This is a genomic window from Paenarthrobacter sp. FR1 (assembly GCF_051106045.1).
GTDB classification, from domain to species: Bacteria; Actinomycetota; Actinomycetes; order Actinomycetales; family Micrococcaceae; genus Arthrobacter; species Arthrobacter nitroguajacolicus_A.
Genome location: NZ_JBPFSF010000006.1, coordinates 100037 through 121083, shown reverse-complemented (window position 1 = coordinate 121083; position 21047 = coordinate 100037). Strand labels below are relative to the sequence as shown.

Below are 21047 nucleotides of genomic sequence, written 5' to 3'. Positions count from 1 at the left end.
AACTCTCTTTTTAATGCGGAAATGGTCTAGAGGGTTTTCAGGTTGGCCATCGACTGAGCGGCGTGGGGATGCCTATGGCAGCCAACCATGTATGGCCGTCGACCTGCACGGACACACAGCTATAAAGGATAGCAGAAAGCAGAGCTCGGCGCAGACTCGTGTCGTCAGCGCCAGTCGTGACGGGCGCTGAGGGCGCGTGAGACGTCCTGGAACTGCCGTTTACCCAAGACGGCACCTTCGCGCCGGATGGTCTGGGGATTCAGCCGGATGACCCGATCTACCTTGACCTCGCTGGGCCGGCCCTGCCGATCCCACGGCCCTGCGCCAATGTCGACATAGTCCTCTGCCCTTGCGCCGTTGTCATGGTCCTTGGACGTCAACATCAAGCCCAATAGCCACTGGCCGTCCCGCCCCACCAGGAGTACAGGGCGGTCCTTGCCTCGCGAGTGGTCTTCCTCGTAAGGAACCCAGCCCCAGACGATCTCGCCCGGATCCGGTTGGCCATCCGGCTTGGGGGAGTAGTTGACTTTAACGGCCCCGCGGAAATCGCCGGGGTAAGTGCCCGGTTGGCGTTCGACGTCGGTGCGCCGGGTTTGCGTCCTTGAGGCGCCTGGCCGGGTGGCAGCTTTGGTGCTGTTGCCGCCCAGTGACTTGAGGGAACGCAGGAGGAATTTGCCCAGAGGGCGCAAGTCGAAGGCCATGTGACAACGCTACAACGGGCCCCGGGGGATACCGGAAGCACAATGTACGGCGAAGCCCCGGTTCATGGGAGACTAGAGGATCAGATGCACGGCGTGTTCCGGCTGGCCTATGCCCGGTTCCAGGAATTGCCGTGTGAGTGTCGACAGTAAGGATCCTGCGTGTCTCCCATGGCCCGCACCGCACCGGTGCCCGCCGCAACAGATCCGGCCATCATCCGGAACTTCTGCATCATTGCCCACATTGACCACGGTAAGTCCACCTTGGCCGACCGCATGCTGCAGTACACCGGCGTCGTTAAGCAACGCGACATGAAGGCCCAGTATCTGGACCGTATGGATATCGAACGTGAGCGCGGCATCACCATCAAGTCCCAGGCTGTCCGCATGCCGTGGGAACTCGATGGCAACAGCTACGCGCTGAACATGATCGACACTCCCGGCCACGTCGACTTCACCTACGAGGTCTCCCGCTCGCTTGCCGCGTGCGAAGGCGCGGTGCTGTTGGTGGATGCGGCCCAAGGTATTGAGGCCCAGACGCTTGCCAACTTGTACCTGGCGATGGAAAACAACCTCACCATCATTCCTGTGCTCAACAAGATCGACCTCCCGGCCGCCCAGCCGGAGAAGTACGCGGCGGAACTGGCCAACCTGATCGGCGGCGACCCCGAGGACGTCCTGAAGGTGTCAGGTAAAACCGGTGTTGGCGTGGAGGCGCTGCTGGACAAGATTGTCCGCGACCTCCCCGCGCCCGTGGGCGATCCTGATGCTCCGGCCCGCGCCATGATTTTCGATTCGGTCTATGACACCTATCGCGGCGTGGTTACTTACGTCCGTGTGGTGGACGGCATGCTCCACCCGCGCGAACGCATCCAGATGATGTCCACCAGGGCAACGCACGAGCTCCTCGAAATCGGTGTGAGCTCCCCGGAGCCAACACCCTCGAAGGGCCTCGGCGTGGGCGAAGTGGGCTACCTGATCACCGGTGTGAAAGATGTCCGCCAGTCCAAGGTCGGCGACACCGTCACCAACCTGGCCAAACCGGCGTCGGAATCCCTCAGTGGCTACGCAGATGCCAAGCCGATGGTCTTCTCCGGCCTGTACCCCCTGGATGGCACGGACTATCCCGTCCTTCGCGATGCGCTCGAAAAGCTGATGCTCAACGACGCCGCCCTGGTGTACGAGCCCGAGACGTCAGCTGCACTGGGCTTCGGCTTCCGTGTGGGCTTCCTTGGGCTTCTGCACCTCGAAATCACCCGTGAGCGACTCGAACGTGAGTACAACCTGGACCTCATCTCCACCGCTCCCAACGTGGAGTACGAGGTGACCCTCGAGGACAAGAAGGTCATTCACGTCACCAACCCCAGCGAGTACCCCACGGGCAAAATCTCCGAGGTTCGTGAGCCTATGGTCTCCGCCACCATCCTCGCGCCCAACGAGTTTGTTGGGTCCATCATGGAGCTCTGCCAGAGCCGCCGCGGCCAGATGCGCGGCATGGACTACTTGTCCGAGGACCGCGTTGAACTCCGTTACTGGATCCCGCTGGCCGAAATTGTCTTCGACTTCTTCGACCTCCTGAAGTCCAAGACGCGTGGCTACGCCTCGCTGGACTGGAAGGCCGACGGCGAGCAGGTCGCCGACCTGGTCAAGGTCGACATCCTCCTGCAGGGCGAACAAGTGGATGCTTTCAGCGCCATCACACACCGCGACAAGGCTTACGCCTACGGTGTGATGATGACCGGTAAGCTTCGCGAGCTCATCCCCAGGCAGCAGTTCGAGGTGCCCATCCAGGCTGCCATTGGATCACGCATTATTGCCCGCGAAAGCATCCGCGCCATCCGTAAGGACGTTCTTGCCAAGTGCTACGGCGGTGACATCACCCGTAAGCGCAAACTGCTGGAAAAGCAGAAGGAAGGCAAGAAGCGCATGAAGATGGTGGGTCGCGTGGAAGTGCCGCAGGAAGCATTCATCGCAGCCCTGACCACTGACGAGTCCAAGGACAAGGCCAAGAAGTAGATGCCCAGCGTCCTACCTTTGGGCGATCCGGCACCTGCGGATGGCATACTGCCTCCGCAGGTGTTGGCCGGCGTCGAGCACCGCAAGTTCGGGCTCTACGTCCATATCCCGTTTTGCGCCGTCCGATGCGGCTACTGCGATTTCAACACCTACACGGCCACGGAACTCGGTGGCGGTGCCTCGCAGGATGCCTACGCTTCCACGGCTATTTCCGAACTTGACTTCGCGGCTGGGGCCCTTGATGCCTCGGGCCTGCCGCGGCGGCCTCTCGGTACCGTTTTCTTCGGTGGTGGGACTCCCACGCTCCTCCCAGCCGAGGATTTGGCCCGGATCTTGCGTGCCGCCGTCGGGCAGTGGGGGCTTGAACCCGGCGCCGAGGTGACTACCGAGGCCAACCCTGATTCCGTAACCCCTGAGTCCCTGAAGGTGCTGGCTGACGCCGGCTTCACCAGGGTCTCGTTTGGCATGCAGTCTGCCGTGCCGCATGTCCTGAAGGTGCTGGACCGCACCCATACCCCCAGTCGTGTGCCGCTCGTTGTGCAGTGGGCGCGTGAGGCCGGCCTCGCGGTCAGCCTGGACCTGATCTACGGTACGCCCGGGGAATCCATGGCGGATTGGCAATTGTCGCTTGAGACGGCTTTGTCTTACCAACCCGATCACATCAGCGCCTACGCGCTGATCGTGGAGGACGGCACTAAACTTGCTGCCCAGATCCGCCGCGGTGAAGTGCCGGGAATTGACGACGACGACCATGCCGCCAAGTACGAACTGGCCGACGCAATGATCTCAGAAGCGGGTTTGAGCTGGTACGAGGTCAGCAACTGGTCCAGGTCGCCCGAACAAGCGTGCCGGCACAATCTGGCCTACTGGCGTGGCGATGACTGGTGGGGGATTGGCCCCGGCGCCCATTCGCACGTTGGAGGCGTTCGTTGGTGGAATGTTAAGCACCCCACTGCCTACGCGGGACGGTTGGCTTCAGGAAGTTCGCCGGCCGCAGGCCGGGAAAACCTCGATGCCGATACCCGGGAAGTCGAGCGCATCATGTTGGAGGCGCGGCTGGGGACAGGTCTTGCCGTAGATGCCTTGGACACGATTGGGCGGCACGCGATGGCAGGGCTGATCGCCGATGAACTGGTGGACCCGGTTCAAGCCTTCAGGGGCCGTCTGGTGCTCACCTTGAAGGGGCGATTGCTGGCCGACGCAGTGGTCCGCCGAATCCTGCCCGAATAGCGCCGTCCGTCGGCGCCGGGGACACTACTTGATCCAGCGCAGGTTGAGCTTGTAACGGTGCGGTTGTCCGTGGTTAACCCGGATTCCGGCCGAGACGGAGAAGCACGTCAGTGCAACCCAGATGGCGGTGGCGATCACAGCAAAGACATTGCCCACTACGGGCAGCAGCACCAGGATGTTCGCCAGAACGGCGGCAATGGTGGGCGGCAGGGTGAAGTTCAGCGCTTCCTTGGATTCCTGGGCCGTGAACGGTCCGCGGTCCCTGAAGATCAAGTAGATGAGCAGCGACGGCAGGCAGCCCAGAATTCCGCCGAAGTGCGCCAGCGTAGCCCACTGCCTGTCCTCACTGGCTGTCAGCGGGAGTGCGTTGGCAGGCGCGCCATGGTACTGGGGCCGGCCTGCGGCGCTGCCCGGTTCTTCAGGAGCGTTCTCTGCCACGGTGTCTTCCCTTTGCTGTTAAAAGATGCTGCGGTGTTGCTGTCCCAGAATACCGGCACCAACGTGCTTCCCGGGACCAACGCCCCGATGGCACGCCAGCGCGGTTCCCGGCGGGCGTTGCTTCAGGGGACGGTGAGGAAGTCGATGACTTCCTCTACGCGGCCCAGCAATGATGCCTCAAGGTCGGCATAGCTGCGCACTGCACCGAGGAGCCTTTGCCAGCCCAGGCCAACATCCTCGGCGGTCGCGTGCGGCCAGCCGAACGCGCTAAGAATCCCGGTCTTCCAGTCAATGCCTCGCGGGACCGTTGGCCATTGCTCGATGCCCAGGACCTTGGGCCTGATTGCCTGCCAGACGTCCACGTAAGGGTGGCCCACGATCAAGACGTTCCCCACGGCGCCGGGGACTGTCATGGCCTCGGCCGCGATGCGTGACTCCTTGGAGCCCGTCACGAGGTGATCCACCAGGATGCCGAGCCGACGGTCCGGTCCCGGACTGAAATCGGCGATGGCTGACTTGAGGTCGTCCACGCCATGCAAGGGTTCCACGACGATTCCCTCTACACGCAGATCGTCACCCCAGACTTTTTCGACGAGTTCGGCGTCGTGCTTGCCTTCCACCCAAATGCGGCTGGCCTTGGCCACCTGGGCGCGGCTGCCTTGCACTTTCACGGAGCCCGAGGCCGTTCGTCCGGCAGGAAGTGCTGACGCGGGAGGGCGCGCGGCAGGCGGAAGCAGACGGATGGCCTGGCCCTCCAGCAGGAAGCCAAATCCGAGCTGGAACGACTTCGTCTTCCCTCGTCGGTCCTCAAGGGACACGATGTGCATTCCGCCGGACTTTTCCACGCGGGTGACTTCGCCGACCCAGCCCGACTGGACATCTTCGAGGACCATACCGCGCTGGACGGCCACCTCGGGCAGTTGGCGTTTGGCAGGAGCGGACAAATCCTGCGGGCCCCAGTTGTCGAAAGCCAAGGAGTTCCTACCTTTGTGCTGGAAGTCAGAACCGGCCGCAGTCGCTACCGGGCCCATGCGCTCATATGTGCCGTGGGCGGTTTCAATGCTAGCAACGGGGTAGCTCATACTAGACTTGTTAGCACTTGGGCATGTTGAGTGCTAACAGCGGTGGTCCGATTCGAGATCCCGCGTGACCGGTCGCAGGGACCACGGCAGTCGTCAGGAGGTGGAGCAATGAGTGAGCCACGCAAATTGGAAGTGCTGCGTGCCATCGTTGAAGACTACGTGCATTCCCGGGAGCCTGTTGGATCCAAGGCCCTCGTCGAACGGCACCATCTGGGCGTTTCCAGCGCCACCATCCGCAACGATATGGCAGTCCTGGAAGAAGAAGGCTTGATTGCGGCCCCGCACACCAGTGCGGGACGCATTCCCACGGACAAGGGCTACCGGCTGTTCGTCGACCGGATCTCGCAAGTGAAGCCGCTCTCTGCCGCCGAGCGTCGGGCCATCCACTCGCTTCTTGAGGGCCCTGATGACATCGACGACATTCTGGAGCGCACGGTAAGGCTCCTGTCGCAACTGACCAACCAGGTCGCCGTCGTGCAGTATCCGCACTCCAACCGAGCGCTGGTACGCCACGTGGAGTTCGTCCTCCTTGCCCCCAAGCAAGTACTTGTTGTCCTCATTGCGGACACCGGGAGCGTCGGCCAAAAGGTCATCGACGCGGGCTCGGATGTGGGCAACGAGGCCTTGATGCTTCTTCGCTCGCGTTTCCTCGGCAGCATCGCCGGCACGCAACTGGCCCTGTTGCCGCAGGTGCTGCCCTCTGTGGTTGCACTGTGCCCACCCGAGCTTCGCAGCTTGGCGCAAACGTTGGCGCAGGGGCTTCAGGCGCTGAGTGACACCAGCCGCGAGGAACGCATCCTGATGGCAGGCACTGCGAACCTCGCCCGCTCAAACGTGGATTTCCCGTTGAGCATCGGGCCGGTTCTGGAAGCCCTCGAGGAACAAGTTGTCATGCTCCGGTTGTTGTCCGATATGGGGGATGATCCCCGCGGTGTGACCGTGAGCATTGGCCGCGAGAACCCCTACGACGGTTTGGCAGAGGCCTCCGTTGTGGCCACCGGTTATGGCTCAGGTGCCAAGGTGGGCATCCTGGGCCCCACGCGAATGGATTATCCCACCACCATGGCCGCAGTTCGTGCCGTGGCCCGTTACCTTTCACGCATTCTCGGCGGCTGACCGCCGACCCGAGGAAACATCCGCAGTACAACAAGGAAGAGATACCGACTTTGAGCAGCCACTATGACGTTTTGGGAGTCTCGCCGGAAGCCACCGGGGAAGAGATCAAAAAGGCGTACCGCAAGTTGGCGCGGAAACTCCACCCGGACGTAAACCCGGGCGAAGATGTCGCGGAGCAATTCAAGGCCGTGACCCATGCTTACGAGGTTTTGTCGGACCCCCAGAAGCGCCGCGTCTACGATGCCACCGGCAATGAGAACGGCACCGACAACGGGTTCGGTGGCGGATACTCCGGCCAGGGCTTCGCATTCCAGGACATCTTCGACACCTTCTTTGGCGGGGGCGGCGGCCATGGCGGGCCGGCCTCGCGTGTTCGTCGCGGCCAGGATGCACTCATCAGCGTCCGCATCGATCTCAAGGATGCTGTATTCGGCGTCAACAAGAAGCTTGAAGTGGACACCGCGGTTATCTGCCCCACGTGTGACGGAAGCTGCTGCCGGCCAGGTACCCATCCGGAACGCTGCGACATTTGCGGTGGCAGCGGTCAGGTCCAGCGTGCCGTTCGGTCCATCCTCGGCCAGGTCATGACCACCGCTCCCTGTGGTTCGTGTGAAGGCTTCGGCACCGTCATCAAGGATCCCTGCAACGAGTGCAGCGGACAGGGCCGCATCCGCAGCCGCCGTTCCCTCACCATCAAGGTTCCGGCCGGCGTCGCAACGGGCACGCGTATCCAGTTGTCCGGACAAGGCGAAGCAGGGCCGGCCGGTGGACCTGCCGGCGACCTCTACGTGGAGATCCGCGTCAACAACGACTCCATGTACATGCGTGAGGGCGACGACCTCCACGCCACCCTCAGTGTGCCTATGACGGCCGCCGCCCTGGGAACGGAACTCCAGCTGGAAACCTTCGATGGCGCCCAGGACATCGATGTGAAGGCCGGCACCCAGTCCGGCGAGATCATCACGCTCAAGGGGTTGGGTGTCACCCACCTCCGCGGCTACGGTCGAGGCGACCTCAAGGTGCACCTGCACGTGGAAACGCCCACTAAGTTGGACCCCGCCCAGGAAGAGCTTTTGCAGCAGCTTGCCAAGCTTCGCGGGGAGCAGTTCACGGAAGGGAAGCTTGTAGCGAGCGGCGGCATGTTCGCCAAGCTGCGGGACAAGCTCGGTAACCTGTAGCGGTGAGCAATCCCGTTTTCTTCACCGCGGCCGGGAGCCTCGCCCACGTGGACCCGGGTTCCACGTTCGTCTTGGACGGCCCTGAAGCCCGCCATGCCGTGACGGTCAGGCGCCTGGCCGTGGGGGAGCCGGTGGATATTGCCGATGGTGCCGGGGCCCGGCTAACCGGCACTGTCGCCGAGGCAGGGTCCAGCACCTTGACGGTGACGGCATCGGACGTGGTGTTCGAGGAGCAACCTGAAGTCCGCCTGGTTCTGGTCCAAGCCCTGGCCAAGGGCGATCGCGACGAACTCGCCATCGAGACAGCCACGGAACTGGGAATTGATGCCGTTGTTCCGTGGCAGTCGGAACGCGCGATTGTGCGGTGGAAAGGTGATCGAGCCGCCAAGGCGCATGCCAAGTGGCAGTCCGTGGTCACTGCCGCAGCCAAGCAGGCGCGCAGGGCATGGATTCCTGAGGTGAGGCCCATGCTGGACACCGGCGCCCTGGCAAAAGCCGTCGCCGCTGCTGACTTGGCCGTCATCCTGCATGAGGATGCCAAGAATCCATTGCGAACTGTCCTGACGGCGTCGGAAGCGTTGCGTGGAGCCAGTGTCGGGTCTTCACGCGAGGTACTCCTGATCGTTGGACCGGAAGGCGGAATCTCACCACGAGAGGTGACACGGCTCAGCGACGCCGGTGCCGTCACGGCACTGTTGGGCAACCATGTCCTGCGGTCGTCGACGGCAGGACCCGCCGCCGTCGTGCTTGCCAGCGATGTTCTGGGGCGTTGGTGACCTGCGCCGCGGCGCCCACCAGGCCCTCGGCGCCTAGCCGACGCTGAACAAGCGGGTGTCCGTACTCGTTTCGATGGTGTTGCCGGCATCATCAACCTGCGAGACCCGAAGTTCGTACTTGCCGGCCTTCAAAGTGGCGCCGAAGGCAAAGAGGCCATACTGTCCGGGTTCGCCCGTTGCCTTGGTCTGGCCCGTGAGAAGGCTGGTCTTCTCACCCTTGCCGTTGTCCTGGAGGATTTGCCAATCGATTGGCCGTGAACTGTCGGTGCTGCGGCCGTTGAACTTGACCAAGCCCGTGGGCATGGAGGTGTCTTCCTGGGGATCTATGATCCAGAGTGGGGCCACCAGCGACGCATCGCGCGCCAGGGGCTCACCCAGCTGCACCTGTCCGAACGCCATGTAGTCCTTATGCCCGTCAACCAGGATGACCACCTGGATCTGCTGGCCGGAGTTGATGAGTCCCGAGGATGAGGCGGCCGCGGTGGCCGTGTACACGAGCTGTTGGACCGCACGTTGGGCCATGCCGGCGTCGAGGTTCGAGTTGAAGGCGTCGCGGGAAATATCGACCGTGATGACGTTCTTTCCCGAGATGGAACTCGCGAGGCTGCTCGGTTCCTGCCAGGGGGTAAAGAAGTCATGGTCCAAGGGCTTTTGAGCCATCATGATCCGCAATGCCGTGGTCACCGGGTTTCCGTCGCCGGAAATGTCCCTGAACTCGCGGTAGAGGTAGACCTCTTCCTTACTGCGTCCGATCCAATAAACCGGAATCTTGGTGGACGCCTGTGTCGTCTCCAACGGCGCATTGCTCGCCGGCGCCTCCTGGACCGTCAGCGATGGCGAGCTGGGGGTCGCTTGGCTGCCGTTGCCATTGGCGATGCAGCCTGTCAGCAGCAAGACGGCAAGCATCGCCGGCGCGGCAATGGCGGACTTGGTCCGCTTGCGTGCGCCGTTTCCGTTGCTTGCTGGCTCCGTGATGGGGTTTTCCTGTCCTGCCTTGGATGGTCGGCAGCCGCTGCCGCAGGGGCCGGGCTGCGGGGTGCTGATTCCACCCGCTATGCCAGCTTGGCACATCGTCGACGGCGGTCGGCCGGGATAGTGCGGACTGCAGCCAACTGAAACATGATTGATACCCGCTTGATGCAGAGTTGAGACAATATGTCGGCATTCCGCCGAAGGCCTTGAGGGGGCGCGCGATTGGGGGTTCATGGCGGGCCGCGCTGGCGTAGGATTGAAGACATTCCGGCATCAAGGCTGGCGCTCGTAGGCGGCCAGAATGTCGAATCGATGGGGTAAATACGACCAACCGGAGGAGATCAGGCCCTTAGGCCAGCACTATGAGTGAATCTTTGAACGGGCGGCTCAGGACCGGAAACGGCAACCAGCCACCCACTGAGTTCCCGCATTCGTTACCGGGCACGCGCACGGAAGTTGTCACGTTCGATAACTCCGAGCAGATGGTTCACTCGCTGGGCAGCCATGACGAAGCCCTGCGGTTCATTGAGGAACAGTTCCAGGACGTCAATTTCCATGTCCGGGGCAATGAGCTCTCAATGACAGGCCCTTCAGCCGTCATCTCACGCATCATGCGTCTCCTTGAGGAAGTGCGCGGGCTCGTGGCCAAGGGAACCGTGGTTACACCTGACGTCCTCCAGCAGCTCGTCTCGCTGTTGAAGAGCCAGTCGGTGCAGAGCCCCGCAGATGTCCTGACACACAACATTCTGTCCAGCAGGGGCAGAACCATCCGGCCCAAGACGCTGAACCAGAAGAACTATGTGGATGCCATTGATGACAACACGGTGATCTTTGGAATCGGCCCTGCAGGTACGGGAAAGACTTACCTTGCCATGGCCAAGGCCGTGCAGGCACTCCAGCTGAAGGAGGTCAGCCGGATCATTCTGACGCGTCCGGCCGTGGAAGCGGGTGAACGGCTGGGCTTCCTCCCCGGAACGTTGAGCGACAAGATCGATCCCTATCTTCGGCCGCTCTACGATGCCTTGCACGACATGATGGATCCGGAATCGATCCCGAGGCTGATGGCCGCAGGGACCATTGAGGTCGCACCATTGGCCTACATGCGCGGACGCACGCTGAACGACGCCTTCATCATCCTCGACGAAGCTCAAAACACCACGCCGGAACAGATGAAGATGTTCCTCACCCGGCTCGGTTTCGGTTCAAAAATGGTGGTCACCGGCGATGTCACCCAGATCGACCTGCCCTTTGGCGCCACGTCCGGATTGCGGATTGTCCGCGAAATCCTCTCGGGAATTGATGACGTCAATTTCTCCATCCTCGATGCCGCTGACGTCGTCCGCCATCGCTTGGTGGCCGATATCGTCTCCGCGTACAGCACCTGGGATGACGCGCACCGCACTGACGCCGCAGGCACAAATCACAAACGTGGAGAACGTAAATGAGCATTGAAGTTAACAACGAGTCCGGTGTAGCGGTGGATGAAGCGCAGCTGGTGACGTTGTCGCGCTTCATCTTTGAGCGTTTGTATATTCACCCCCAAGCCGAGCTGTCCATTCTCCTTGTGGATGAACCGGCCATGGAAAAACTGCACATTGAACTGATGGACGAGCCCGGGGCAACAGACGTTCTGTCCGTACCCATGGACGAGCTGACTCCGGGCACTCCGGACAAGCCCACGCCTCAAGGAATGCTGGGCGACATTGCCATCTGCCCCCAGGTGGCGGAGGTACAGGCCCGCAATGCCGGGCACGCCACGCAGGATGAAATGCTGCTCCTGACGACTCATGGCATCCTTCACCTGCTTGGTTTTGACCATGCAGAGCCGGAGGAAAAAGAAGAGATGTTCGGCTTGCAGCGGGAACTGCTGTCTGAATTCCTGGGCAAGGATGCCCCCATGGAGACCATGCAGTGACCTCGATCATCCTGGTCGGCATGGCGCTGGTTTTCCTCAGTTTCGTTGCACTACTGACCGCCGCCGAGGCTGCGTTCAACTTCCTGCCCCGGCATGAGGCCGAACAGTCCATAGTCCGGAGCAAGGGCAAGGCCTTGGGAGGCATTCTCAAGAACCCCATTGCACATATGCGTGCCCTGCGTTTCTGGCGCGTGTGGTTTGAAATGGCGGCAGCAGTTGCCGTCGCTGTGGTCCTGCATAGTTTGCTGGACAACGTATGGCTTGCGGGGCTCGCGGCCACCGGCATCATGGCAGTAATCGGTTTTGTGCTGGTTGGTGTTTCGCCGAGGCAATTGGGCAGGGCGCATTCGGGGCCTGTGGTTCGCTTCACTGCGCCCCTCATCAGGTTCCTCTGCTGGGTCCTGGGACCCATTCCGGGCTGGCTGGTGGCCTTGGGACAGGCGGTCGCACCCGGCGCCCCAGGCGGGGATGATGCTTTCGTCAGCGAAGAAGAGTTCCGGGAGTTCGTGGATCGCGCCGCGGAGTCGGACATGATCGAAGACAACGAGGCTGAACTCATTCATTCGGTCTTCGACTTCGGTGACACTTTGGTCCGTTCCGTTATGGTCCCCAGGACAGACATTGTCAGCATCGCTACAGGCTCGGATCTTGAAACGGCAATGGGTCTTTTCCTGCGGTCCGGCTACTCCCGAATCCCGGTGATCGGCGAGAACACGGATCAGATCCGCGGCATTCTCTACCTCAAGGATGTGGCTGCAGCAATGCATCGCAGCGAGACCGGACTACAGGCCCATGACGTTGACTCGCTTGCCCGGGACGTCCGATATGTCCCCGAATCCAAACCCGTGAGCGACCTCCTGAGGGAACTTCAGCAGGAGTCAACGCACGTGGCCATCGTCATCGACGAGTACGGCGGAACGGCCGGGCTGGTAACCCTTGAGGACCTCATCGAGGAAATTGTGGGGGAGATCGTGGATGAGTACGATGCCGCAGCTGAAGAGGCCGTCGACCTGGGCGATGGTACCTATCGCGTCAGCGCGCGCATGAGCATTGACGACCTCGGCGAGTTGTTTGATGTAGACCTCGACGACGACGAGGTGGACACCGTCGGTGGCCTCCTCGCGAAGGCGCTGGGTCAGGTTCCGATTGTGGGCAGCTCGGTTGAAGTGAACGGAGTATCGCTGAGGGCGGATAGGCTGGAGGGTCGTCGAAACCGGGTCAGCCACATCATTGCGGCAGCCATGCCAAAGGAAGACACTGACTTTGAGGACCTACTCGAAGACGCCGACTCAACGCAACAGGGAGTTCCACGTGAGCAAGCAAAATAAGAATTTCAATGCCGATGACGACTTCGGCGGCTTCCACGCAGGGTTCTCCGTGTTGGTCGGCCGTCCGAATGCCGGCAAATCGACACTGACCAACGCCCTGGTGGGCCAAAAAGTGGCCATCACTTCGGCCAAACCGCAAACCACGCGTCACACGATCCGCGGTATTGTGCACCGGGATGATGCGCAGTTGATCCTGGTGGACACACCTGGCCTGCACAGGCCGCGAACCTTGCTTGGAAAGCGTCTCAACGAACTCGTTGCCGACACATTGGCTGAAGTCGATGCCATCGGCTTCTGCCTGCCGGCCAACGAGAAAGTCGGCCCTGGGGACAAGTATATTGCTGCCCAACTGGCCGCAGTAGGGCGCAAGCCGATCGTCGCGCTGGTGACCAAAACCGACCTCGTGGACCGCCAGGCGCTGACGGAGCAGCTGCTTGCCGTCGCCGCGCTGGGTCGCGAAGTCCTCGGTGAACAGGGCTGGGCGGACATCGTTCCAGTCTCTGCTGCCGATGGATTCCAGGTGTCCACAGTTGCGGATGTTCTGATCAGCCACATGCCGTCATCTCCGCCGCTTTACCCGGACGGGGAGCTTACTGACGAGCCCGAGGCCGTCATGATTGCCGAGCTCATCCGCGAAGCTGCCCTTGAAGGCGTCCGCGATGAACTTCCCCACTCATTGGCAGTGGTGGTGGAAGAAATCGTCCCCCGTGAAGGGCGCACCGAGGACAACCCACTTTTGGACGTTCGCGTCAATCTGTATGTCGAGCGTCCTTCGCAGAAGGCGATCATTATCGGTAAGGGCGGAAGCCGGTTGCGTGAAGTTGGCACCAATGCACGCAAGGGCATTGAAACACTGCTCGGCACCCGGATTTACCTTGACCTGCACGTCAAGGTGGCCAAGGACTGGCAGCGGGATCCCAAGCAATTGGTCAAGCTGGGGTTCTAGCCGGAGTCACTGGATCCGGCGTGGCTTCGGCTCGATAAGGAACTTCTCAGAATCGGGAACTATGATTGCGGGGATCCAGCTGTTTGAGGAAAGGTAAACCGAATAGTGCGACGTCGTGACGCCCGCCCGGAGGGCACCGGCACCGCAGGCTCCGTTGCGGCACGCCATGGGGAGGCTGCCGACGGCACTCCTCGCCACATGAAGGCGCCCAAGGGGCTTCCGCTATGGCTGAAGATTGTTACCGGCGTGCTGTCGCTAACCTTGGTTGCCGGTGTGGCCTTTGCGGCCTTTTGGTTCATTCGGCTGCAGAACAACATCACCAAGGCTCCACTGAGTGCCGGCGAAACCCGGGATTCCGGTGAGGCTTTGGCCAATGACAAATCCGATCGCCTGCAGATCCTCATCCTTGGCTCTGATACGCGCGACGGAAAAAATGCCGACTACGGCAGCACCGAAGACTCCACTGGCTACGGTCACTCGGATGTCATGATGCTGCTGGATATCTCCGCTGACAACAAGCGCGTCAGCGTGATGAGCTTCCCGCGCGACCTGTTGGTCGACGTGCCACAGTGCACCGACCGCACCAACAACCAGACGTTCCCTGCCCGGAGCGGCGTGATGATCAACGAGGCCATGGCGGAAGCAGGCATAGGATGCGCTGTTGACACGGTCAATAAGCTGACGGGCCTGGAGATTGACCACTTCATGATGGCGGACTTCAATGCGGTCAAGGAGCTCTCCAAAGCGATAGGTGGCGTCAATGTATGCGTCAGCGATCCCGTCTTTGACCCTGATTCCCGACTCCGTCTGCCCAAGGGCGACTCCATGGTGGAAGGTGAGCAGGCCCTTGCGTTCCTGCGAACGAGGCACGCTTTCGGCGATGGTGGCGACCTTGGCCGCATCAAGGGTCAACAGGCATTCCTTTCGTCCCTGACAAGAAAGCTCAAGGACGAGGGCACGTTGGGTAACCCGCAGAGGCTCCTGCAGATCGCAGATGTCGTCACACAGAACCTCACGGTTGATGAGGGCCTGGCATCCGTCCCGTCGTTGTTGACCATTGGTGGGCGTCTGAAGGACATCGACGTTTCGAAGGTTGCTTTCGTGGCTGTTCCCACGCAGGCGGCGGCTGTCGATCCGAACAGGTTGGAGCTCATAGAGCCCCAGGCGTCCCAACTTTTCGCAGCGCTGCGTGCAGACCTTGACCTGACTAATCCTGGCGCGACGTCCTCGCCGGCTGCCACAGAAAGTCCTGCGCCACAGCCTACGGCAACCACTCCTGTCGCGCCGGCCTACAACAAGGCCATCCAACCCGTCGCAGTTGCCAATGGCAGTGGTGTTGCCACTCGGGCGCAGGAGGTCATGGCTGTGCTGACGGGCAACGGCTTCACTCAGGCTGTGTCCTACCTGGCCAATCCCGTGGACCAGACCGTGGTCTATTACGGAACGGGCTTCGCGGATGTGGCCGCTGACGTTGCCACACTCTACGGAATCCCGGCCGCCCAGGTCCAAGAGGCGCCGGGGGTCGCGGGCGTGCAGCTGTACGTTGGCACGGACTTCGGGACGGGAACTGCCTACGGGGCAGCATCCGTACCGTCGGACGTCGTCAACCAGACAGCCAGCGACGCCGTGTGCCAACAGGTAAATCCGCTGTACATCGATCAGTAGCCGATCGAGTCTTTCGCGTGTAAAGAAGAGGCCGGGCCATGTGGCCCGGCCTCTTTGTCTTGCCAGTCCTACCAGATGCTGACGCGATCCTCGGATTCCATCCACATGCCATCGGTCTCAGTGACATCGAATGCCTCGTGGAACGCGTCGAGGTTGCGGGCAATGGCGTTGGTACGGAATTCGTTGGGGGAGTGGGGGTCCGTGGCAAGACGTCGGATTGCTTCTTCCGTGCGGATGACTTGCCGCCAACCAGCCGCCCATGACATGAAGAAGCGTTGCTGTCCTGTGAAGCCGTCGATGACCTCAGGCTCGGCCCCGTTCAGACTCAGGAGATAGGCCTTGTAGGCAATCGTCAGGCCGCCGAGGTCGCCAATGTTCTCACCCAGGGTTAGTTTTCCGTTGACCTTGTGGTCAGGTGCCGCGTAGGGAGAGAGCGCGTCGTACTGCGCCACCAACTTGGCCGTTAATGCTTCGAAGGCGGTTCGGTCTTCTTCCGTCCACCAGTTCCGCAGGGCGCCGCTGCCGTCGAACTGCGATCCCTGATCGTCGAATCCGTGGCCAATTTCGTGGCCGATCACGGCGCCGATTCCACCGTAGTTCACTGCGTCGTCGGCTTCGGCGTTGAAAAAGGGAGGTTGCAATATGGCTGCTGGAAAGACGATCTCATTAAGCATTGGATGGTAGTAGGCGTTCACCGTTTGCGGTGTCATGAGCCACTTGTCGAGATCAACCGGTTTGCCGATTTCGTCCAGATGCCGGTCGACGTCGGCGTCGTGGGCGCGCTCCACGTTGCCCAGAAGATCCTTCGGATCGATGTCCACTGCGGAGTAGTCGATCCACTTTTCCGGGAATCCGATCTTGGGACGGAATGCTTCCAGCTTCCTCAGCGCTTCGGCCTTGGTCTCCTCGCCCATCCACTTCAGGGAGGAGATACTGTCCCGGTACGCCTCGATCAAGTTGGTGACGAGGGTTTCCATCCTGGCCTTGTGGCCGGCCGGGAAGTGCCGTTCCACATAGATCTGCCCGACGGCTTCGCCCAGAGCTGCCTCGACGACAGCCACACCACGCTTCCATCGTTCCTTGTTTTGGGGCGTTCCGCTGAGGGTGGTGCCGTAGAAATCGAAGTTGGTGTCCACGAACTGCGACGACAGGTAAGGGGCAGCGGAGCTGAGAACCCGCAGGGTCAGCCACTCCTTCCAGGTGTCCAGGGGCTCGGATTCCAGCAGGCCGGCGGCACCGGCAAAGAAGTCCGGGGTGCTGACCACGATTTCCTGTCGCTTGGCCGATTCCACTCGCGCGGCCTCGAACCAGGTGTCCAGCAAGGGGAACAGCGATACTGCTTCCTCGGCGGTCTTGAGGTTGTACGTCTTCTGGGGATTCCGGAGAGTGACGTTGTCCCAGTGGTGCGATGCAAGGGCTGTTTCGAGCGCGACGATCCGCTGCGAGGCCTCCGCTGCGTCTGGGATGCCGGCCAGCTTGAACATCCTGGCAATGTATTCGCCATATGCGGTGACGATCCCGGCGAACTTTTCTTCCCTGTAGTAGGACTCGTCCGGCAATCCCAGGCCTCCCTGCCCGATATACAGGAGGATGCGTTCCGGGTTGCCGGCATCGGGAGCAGGATAGATGGAAAAGAGCCCGGAGACGTCCGAACGGAACAACCGGCCAATCATGACGGCCAACTCTTCTGACGATCCAACGGCGTTGACTTCCTCCAGCCGTCCGCGCACGGGGTCGAGGCCCTTTTGTTCGGCTGCTGCCTCGTCCATGAAGCTGGCGTAGAGGCCGCCGACTTTTTGCTCGACGCCGGTCGCGGCCCCTCCCTTGCCGGCAGCTTCTTCGATAATCGCTTTGACTGCTAACTCAGCGCCATCCCGCAAAGCGGTGAACGTACCTTCCAGTGGTCGGTCGTCCGGGATCGTAGTGCTATTGAGCCACGCGCCATTGACGTGCTGGTAGAGGTCGTCCTGGGGCCGGACGCTGTGATCGATGTTGGAAAGAGTTATCCCCGACTGTGGCACTGTGGCTCCTTGTGTGGACACTGCAGCCGGCGTTTCCACCGTCGCGGCGTCTGCATAGTGGACGTTGCATGAGGTGTTGCACTGTCATCATACGCATCGTGTTACTGTGAATTTGTGCGTGCGGCAATGCTTCTTCTTAGCTGCCGCGGCGAGGCCTGAAAGCTATCTGACGCTGGGCCATCCTCGCCGCGGAGTTCCGTTGTGTCCGGCTAAGCTTTCACTTAGTTCTTAGAGAAAAGGCCACATCATGCGCAATGCACAAAAGCCCTCCGGTATGCCGATTCACCGCTACCTGCCGTTCCAGGACCAGATCACCGTCGAGGTCCCCGACCGCACATGGCCGGACAAAGTCATCACCAAAGCCCCACGTTGGTGCGCCGTTGACTTGCGGGATGGCAACCAAGCCCTGATCGACCCCATGAGTCCTGCCCGCAAGCTGAAGATGTTCCAGCTGCTGGTCAAGATGGGCTATAAGGAGATCGAGGTGGGTTTCCCCTCGGCATCGCAGACTGACTTTGACTTCGTCCGCCAGCTCATTGAAGGTGGCCATATTCCGGACGATGTCAGTATCCAGGTTCTGACGCAGGCCCGTGAGCACCTGATCGAGAGGACCTATGAGTCCCTGGTCGGCGCCAAGCAGGCCATCGTCCATTTGTACAACTCCACTTCGGTTCTGCAGCGGCGCGTGGTTTTCAACCAGGACGAAGACGGAATTTTGGATATCGCATTGCAGGGTGCGCGTTTGTGCAAGAAGTACGAAGAAACGCTGGAAGATACACACATTACGTACGAGTACTCGCCCGAGTCCTTCACGGGAACCGAGCTGGAGTACGCCGCACGGGTCTGTAACGCCATTGCTGATGTTTTCGAGGCTTCCGCCGACAATCAGGTCATCATCAACTTGCCGGCCACCGTTGAAATGGCAACCCCCAACGTTTATGCGGATTCAATCGAGTGGATGCACCGTAACCTGCACCCCCGCGAGGGCATCATCATTTCCCTGCACCCGCACAACGACCGCGGTACAGGTGTGGCTGCTGCCGAGCTCGGTTACCTGGCGGGTGCCGATCGCATCGAAGGCTGCTTGTTCGGCAATGGGGAGCGTACAGGCAACGTAGACCTCGTCACGCTGGGCTTGAACATGTTCGTTCAAGGTGTCGACCCCATGATCGACTTCTCCGATATCGATGAGGTCCGCCGAACAGTTGAGTACTGCAACCAGCTGCCGGTCCCGGAGCGTTCACCCTATGGTGGCGACCTCGTCTTTACGGCATTTTCCGGTTCACACCAGGACGCCATCAAAAAGGGCTTTGAGGCACTGGAGAAGGACGCTGCCGCTGCGGGCAAGTCAGTGGACGACTACACGTGGCAGGTTCCGTACCTGCCCGTCGACCCGAAGGACCTCGGCCGCAGCTATGAAGCCGTGATCCGCGTCAACTCGCAGTCCGGCAAGGGAGGCGTCGCCTACTTGCTGAAGAACGAACACAACCTGGACCTGCCGCGCCGGGCACAGATTGAATTCTCCGGGGTCATCCAGCGTCGCACTGATGCTGTGGGAGGCGAAGTCAGCGGTGCCCAACTGTGGAAGATCTTCCAGGATGAGTACCTGCCGTCAGAGGAAGAGCAGGCCCGGTGGGGCCGCTACACGCTGGGCAGCGTGAGCACGGAAACCGACGAGTCAGGCCACATGACCATGAACGCAAACCTGCGGATCGACGGTGTGGATGTGCGACGCACGGGCCACGGGAATGGTCCTATCGCTGCCCTGCTGGATATCCTGCACCACGACGGCGTCGATGTCCGTGTACTGGACTACAGCGAACATGCTTTGTCCGAAGGCGGAAGCGCCAGCGCCGCGGCCTATGTCGAGTGCGCGGTCGGTGAACGCGTTCTCTGGGGTGTGGGAATTGATCCCAGCACCACCACGTCCTCCCTCAAAGCCCTCATTTCGGCAGTAAACCGGGCCGTCAGGGACGCCCAAGCCTAAATGCCCGCTGTGTGGTGACGGGAAATCCGTCACCACACGGTCCCGGCGGCACCGCCGGGGCCGGGCATAGTGCGAAGATTAGTTGTGGCCAATCCGTCGTTTGCAGCGCGGTCCTACAGGGACGATGCCGTGGTGCTCCGTACCCATAAGCTGGGCGAGGCGGATCGCATCATCACTCTTTTGACCAAACACCATGGGCAGGTCCGTGCTGTTGCCAAAGGCGTTCGCAGGACCAGCAGCCGGTTTGGGGCGCGGTTGGAACCTTTTATGGTGGCAGACCTCCAACTTGTCTCCGGCCGGACACTCGACATCGTTACGCAGGCCGTTGCGAAAGGTGCCTACGGGAGCAGCATCGCCGCGGATTATGGCCGGTTCACGGTGGCAGCAGCCATGACGGAAACTGCCGAGAAACTGACTGATGCCGACACCGAATCGGGCACCGCCCAGTACTCTCTCCTGGTGGGTGCCTTGGCGGCCCTGAGTCGCTCGGACCATCCGCCCGAACTCATCCTCGACTCGTATCTGTTGCGGGCCTTGGCAACAGGTGGCTGGGCGCCGAGTTTTACGGACTGCGCCCGTTGCGGACGCCCTGGCCCGCACACGGCCTTCGCCGCTCCCGTGGGAGGGATGGTCTGCAGCGACTGCAGGCCTCCCGGTTCCCCGGCTCCGGCACCGGAGACCGTGGTGCTGCTTGGTGCCCTGCTGACGGGGAACTGGAGCATTGCGGACGCGTCGGACTCCCGGCATCGGCGGGAAGCGGCCGGGCTCGTGGCGAGCTATCTGCAATGGCATTTGGAGCGGGCACTGAAATCACTTAAACACGTGGAGCGAAGCTGACAGTGGCACTGGGAAAGAAAAGCAAGTCAACAACGGCAAGGACTGCACCAGTGGTTGCCCCCTACGGGCACCCCTCGGGCGCAGTCCCGCCAAGCATTCCAAGCGAACTCATCCCGCAGCACGTGGCAATCGTCATGGACGGCAACGGGCGCTGGGCAAACCAGCGGGGCTTGCCGCGTATTGAGGGGCACAAGGCGGGGGAGCCTGCGCTGTTGGACGTGATGGCCGGAGCGATCGAACTCGGCATCAAGTATGTCAGCGTGTACGCCTTCTCCACAGAGAACTGGCGGCGGTCCCCTGAGGAAGTGCGCTTCCTGATGGGATTTAACAAGGATGTACTACGTCGGCAGCGCAACCAGCTCGACGAATGGGGCGTCCGGATCCGCTGGGCCGGTCGCCGGCCACGGCTTTGGGGTTCAGTGATCAAAGAGCTGGAAGAAGCCGAGGACTACACCCGGGCCAACGATACGTGCACGTTGACCATGTGTGTTAACTACGGCGGCCGGGCTGAGATTGCCGATGCCGTGTCCGCAATAGCGCACGATGTGGCGGCGGGACGCCTCAAGCCGGGCGCCGTGTCCGAGAAGACTATCCAGAAGTACCTGGACGAGCCAGACCTCCCGGATGTTGATCTTTTCCTGCGGAGTTCGGGAGAGCAGCGGCTATCCAATTTCCTGCTGTGGCAGTCTGCTTACGCGGAGTTCGTCTTCATGGACACGCTGTGGCCGGATGTTGACCGCCGGACTTTGTGGGACGCCGTCGAAATTTATGCCAAACGCGACCGACGCTATGGTGGCGCCGTGGACGCCGCCCCTGCCGCGAAATAGCACACGCCTGCTAGT

Annotated in this window: 18 protein-coding genes; 13 read left to right on the top strand and 5 right to left on the bottom strand. The window is 61.4% G+C overall.

Annotated elements, in window-relative coordinates; translation table 11 throughout:
* Positions 1–164: 164 nt before the first annotated feature.
* Positions 165–701: a type II toxin-antitoxin system PemK/MazF family toxin gene (locus ACR30Z_RS13380; RefSeq protein WP_434373018.1), complete on the bottom strand. Its 537-nt coding sequence runs from the start codon at positions 699–701 to the stop codon at positions 165–167.
* A gap of 159 nt (positions 702–860) precedes the next feature.
* On the opposite strand from ACR30Z_RS13380, the gene lepA reads away from it, so the two are divergent.
* Positions 861–2714, top strand: coding sequence for a translation elongation factor 4 (lepA, locus tag ACR30Z_RS13375; protein WP_026540780.1), 1854 nt, complete (start codon positions 861–863; stop codon positions 2712–2714).
* On the top strand, positions 2715–3944 hold the full coding sequence (gene hemW / locus ACR30Z_RS13370) for a radical SAM family heme chaperone HemW (protein WP_434373017.1): 1230 nt from the start codon (positions 2715–2717) through the stop codon (positions 3942–3944).
* Between the two features lie 24 nt (positions 3945–3968).
* Here hemW and ACR30Z_RS13365 read toward each other — a convergent pair whose 3' ends face one another.
* On the bottom strand, positions 3969–4382 hold the full coding sequence (locus ACR30Z_RS13365) for a DUF4870 domain-containing protein (protein WP_144648354.1): 414 nt from the start codon (positions 4380–4382) through the stop codon (positions 3969–3971).
* A 122-nt stretch (positions 4383–4504) separates the two neighbouring features.
* On the bottom strand, positions 4505–5356 hold the full coding sequence (locus tag ACR30Z_RS13360; RefSeq protein ID WP_144648353.1) for a DUF3097 family protein: 852 nt from the start codon (positions 5354–5356) through the stop codon (positions 4505–4507).
* 216 nt (positions 5357–5572) lie between these two features.
* On the opposite strand from ACR30Z_RS13360, the gene hrcA reads away from it, so the two are divergent.
* The 3 genes from hrcA to ACR30Z_RS13345 are packed head-to-tail and all read left to right on the top strand — an operon-like array spanning position 5573 to position 8534.
* The gene (gene hrcA / locus ACR30Z_RS13355) at positions 5573–6580 is read left to right on the top strand and encodes a heat-inducible transcriptional repressor HrcA (protein WP_144648352.1); all 1008 of its coding nucleotides are present in this window, start codon (positions 5573–5575) and stop codon (positions 6578–6580) included.
* A 50-nt stretch (positions 6581–6630) separates the two neighbouring features.
* Positions 6631–7758 carry a molecular chaperone DnaJ gene (gene dnaJ / locus ACR30Z_RS13350; RefSeq protein ID WP_144648351.1) on the top strand — a complete coding sequence of 376 codons (1128 nt, stop codon included), beginning with the start codon at positions 6631–6633 and terminating at the stop codon, positions 7756–7758.
* 2 nt (positions 7759–7760) lie between these two features.
* Positions 7761–8534 (top strand): 16S rRNA (uracil(1498)-N(3))-methyltransferase, encoded by a 774-nt coding sequence (locus tag ACR30Z_RS13345; protein WP_144648350.1) that lies wholly within the window; start codon positions 7761–7763, stop codon positions 8532–8534.
* 33 nt (positions 8535–8567) lie between these two features.
* On the opposite strand, the gene ACR30Z_RS13340 is transcribed toward ACR30Z_RS13345, so the two are convergent.
* Positions 8568–9605, bottom strand: coding sequence for a GerMN domain-containing protein (locus ACR30Z_RS13340; RefSeq protein ID WP_306439362.1), 1038 nt, complete (start codon positions 9603–9605; stop codon positions 8568–8570).
* A gap of 263 nt (positions 9606–9868) precedes the next feature.
* Here ACR30Z_RS13340 and ACR30Z_RS13335 point away from each other — a divergent pair, with 263 nt between their 5' ends.
* The 5 genes from ACR30Z_RS13335 to ACR30Z_RS13315 all read left to right on the top strand — a co-directional run bounded on the left by ACR30Z_RS13335 (position 9869) and on the right by ACR30Z_RS13315 (position 15360).
* Positions 9869–10951 carry a PhoH family protein gene (locus tag ACR30Z_RS13335; protein WP_144648349.1) on the top strand — a complete coding sequence of 361 codons (1083 nt, stop codon included), beginning with the start codon at positions 9869–9871 and terminating at the stop codon, positions 10949–10951.
* Positions 10948–11421 carry an rRNA maturation RNase YbeY gene (gene ybeY, locus ACR30Z_RS13330; protein ID WP_017197588.1) on the top strand — a complete coding sequence of 158 codons (474 nt, stop codon included), beginning with the start codon at positions 10948–10950 and terminating at the stop codon, positions 11419–11421. Before ACR30Z_RS13335 ends, ybeY begins: the two co-directional genes overlap by 4 nt.
* Positions 11418–12749 carry a hemolysin family protein gene (locus tag ACR30Z_RS13325; RefSeq protein ID WP_434373014.1) on the top strand — a complete coding sequence of 444 codons (1332 nt, stop codon included), beginning with the start codon at positions 11418–11420 and terminating at the stop codon, positions 12747–12749. Before ybeY ends, ACR30Z_RS13325 begins: the two co-directional genes overlap by 4 nt.
* The gene (gene era / locus ACR30Z_RS13320) at positions 12733–13695 is read left to right on the top strand and encodes a GTPase Era (protein WP_434373013.1); all 963 of its coding nucleotides are present in this window, start codon (positions 12733–12735) and stop codon (positions 13693–13695) included. The genes ACR30Z_RS13325 and era overlap by 17 nt, the downstream gene beginning before the upstream one ends.
* Before the next feature lie 105 nt (positions 13696–13800).
* Positions 13801–15360, top strand: a complete 1560-nt coding sequence (locus ACR30Z_RS13315) for an LCP family protein (RefSeq protein ID WP_434373012.1) — start codon at positions 13801–13803, stop codon at positions 15358–15360.
* A 68-nt stretch (positions 15361–15428) separates the two neighbouring features.
* Here the strand turns inward: ACR30Z_RS13315 and ACR30Z_RS13310 are convergent, their stop codons facing one another.
* On the bottom strand, positions 15429–17381 hold the full coding sequence (locus ACR30Z_RS13310) for a M13 family metallopeptidase (RefSeq protein WP_434373011.1): 1953 nt from the start codon (positions 17379–17381) through the stop codon (positions 15429–15431).
* Between the two features lie 247 nt (positions 17382–17628).
* Between ACR30Z_RS13310 and leuA the strand changes: the two genes are divergently transcribed.
* The 3 genes from leuA (at position 17629) to ACR30Z_RS13295 (ending at position 21032) form a co-directional block, all read left to right on the top strand.
* Positions 17629–19368, top strand: coding sequence for a 2-isopropylmalate synthase (leuA, locus tag ACR30Z_RS13305; RefSeq protein WP_144648344.1), 1740 nt, complete (start codon positions 17629–17631; stop codon positions 19366–19368).
* Positions 19369–19452: 84 nt separating this feature from the next.
* The gene (gene recO / locus ACR30Z_RS13300) at positions 19453–20205 is read left to right on the top strand and encodes a DNA repair protein RecO (protein ID WP_144648343.1); all 753 of its coding nucleotides are present in this window, start codon (positions 19453–19455) and stop codon (positions 20203–20205) included.
* Between the two features lie 2 nt (positions 20206–20207).
* Positions 20208–21032, top strand: coding sequence for an isoprenyl transferase (locus tag ACR30Z_RS13295; RefSeq protein WP_434373010.1), 825 nt, complete (start codon positions 20208–20210; stop codon positions 21030–21032).
* Positions 21033–21047: the final 15 nt, after the last annotated feature.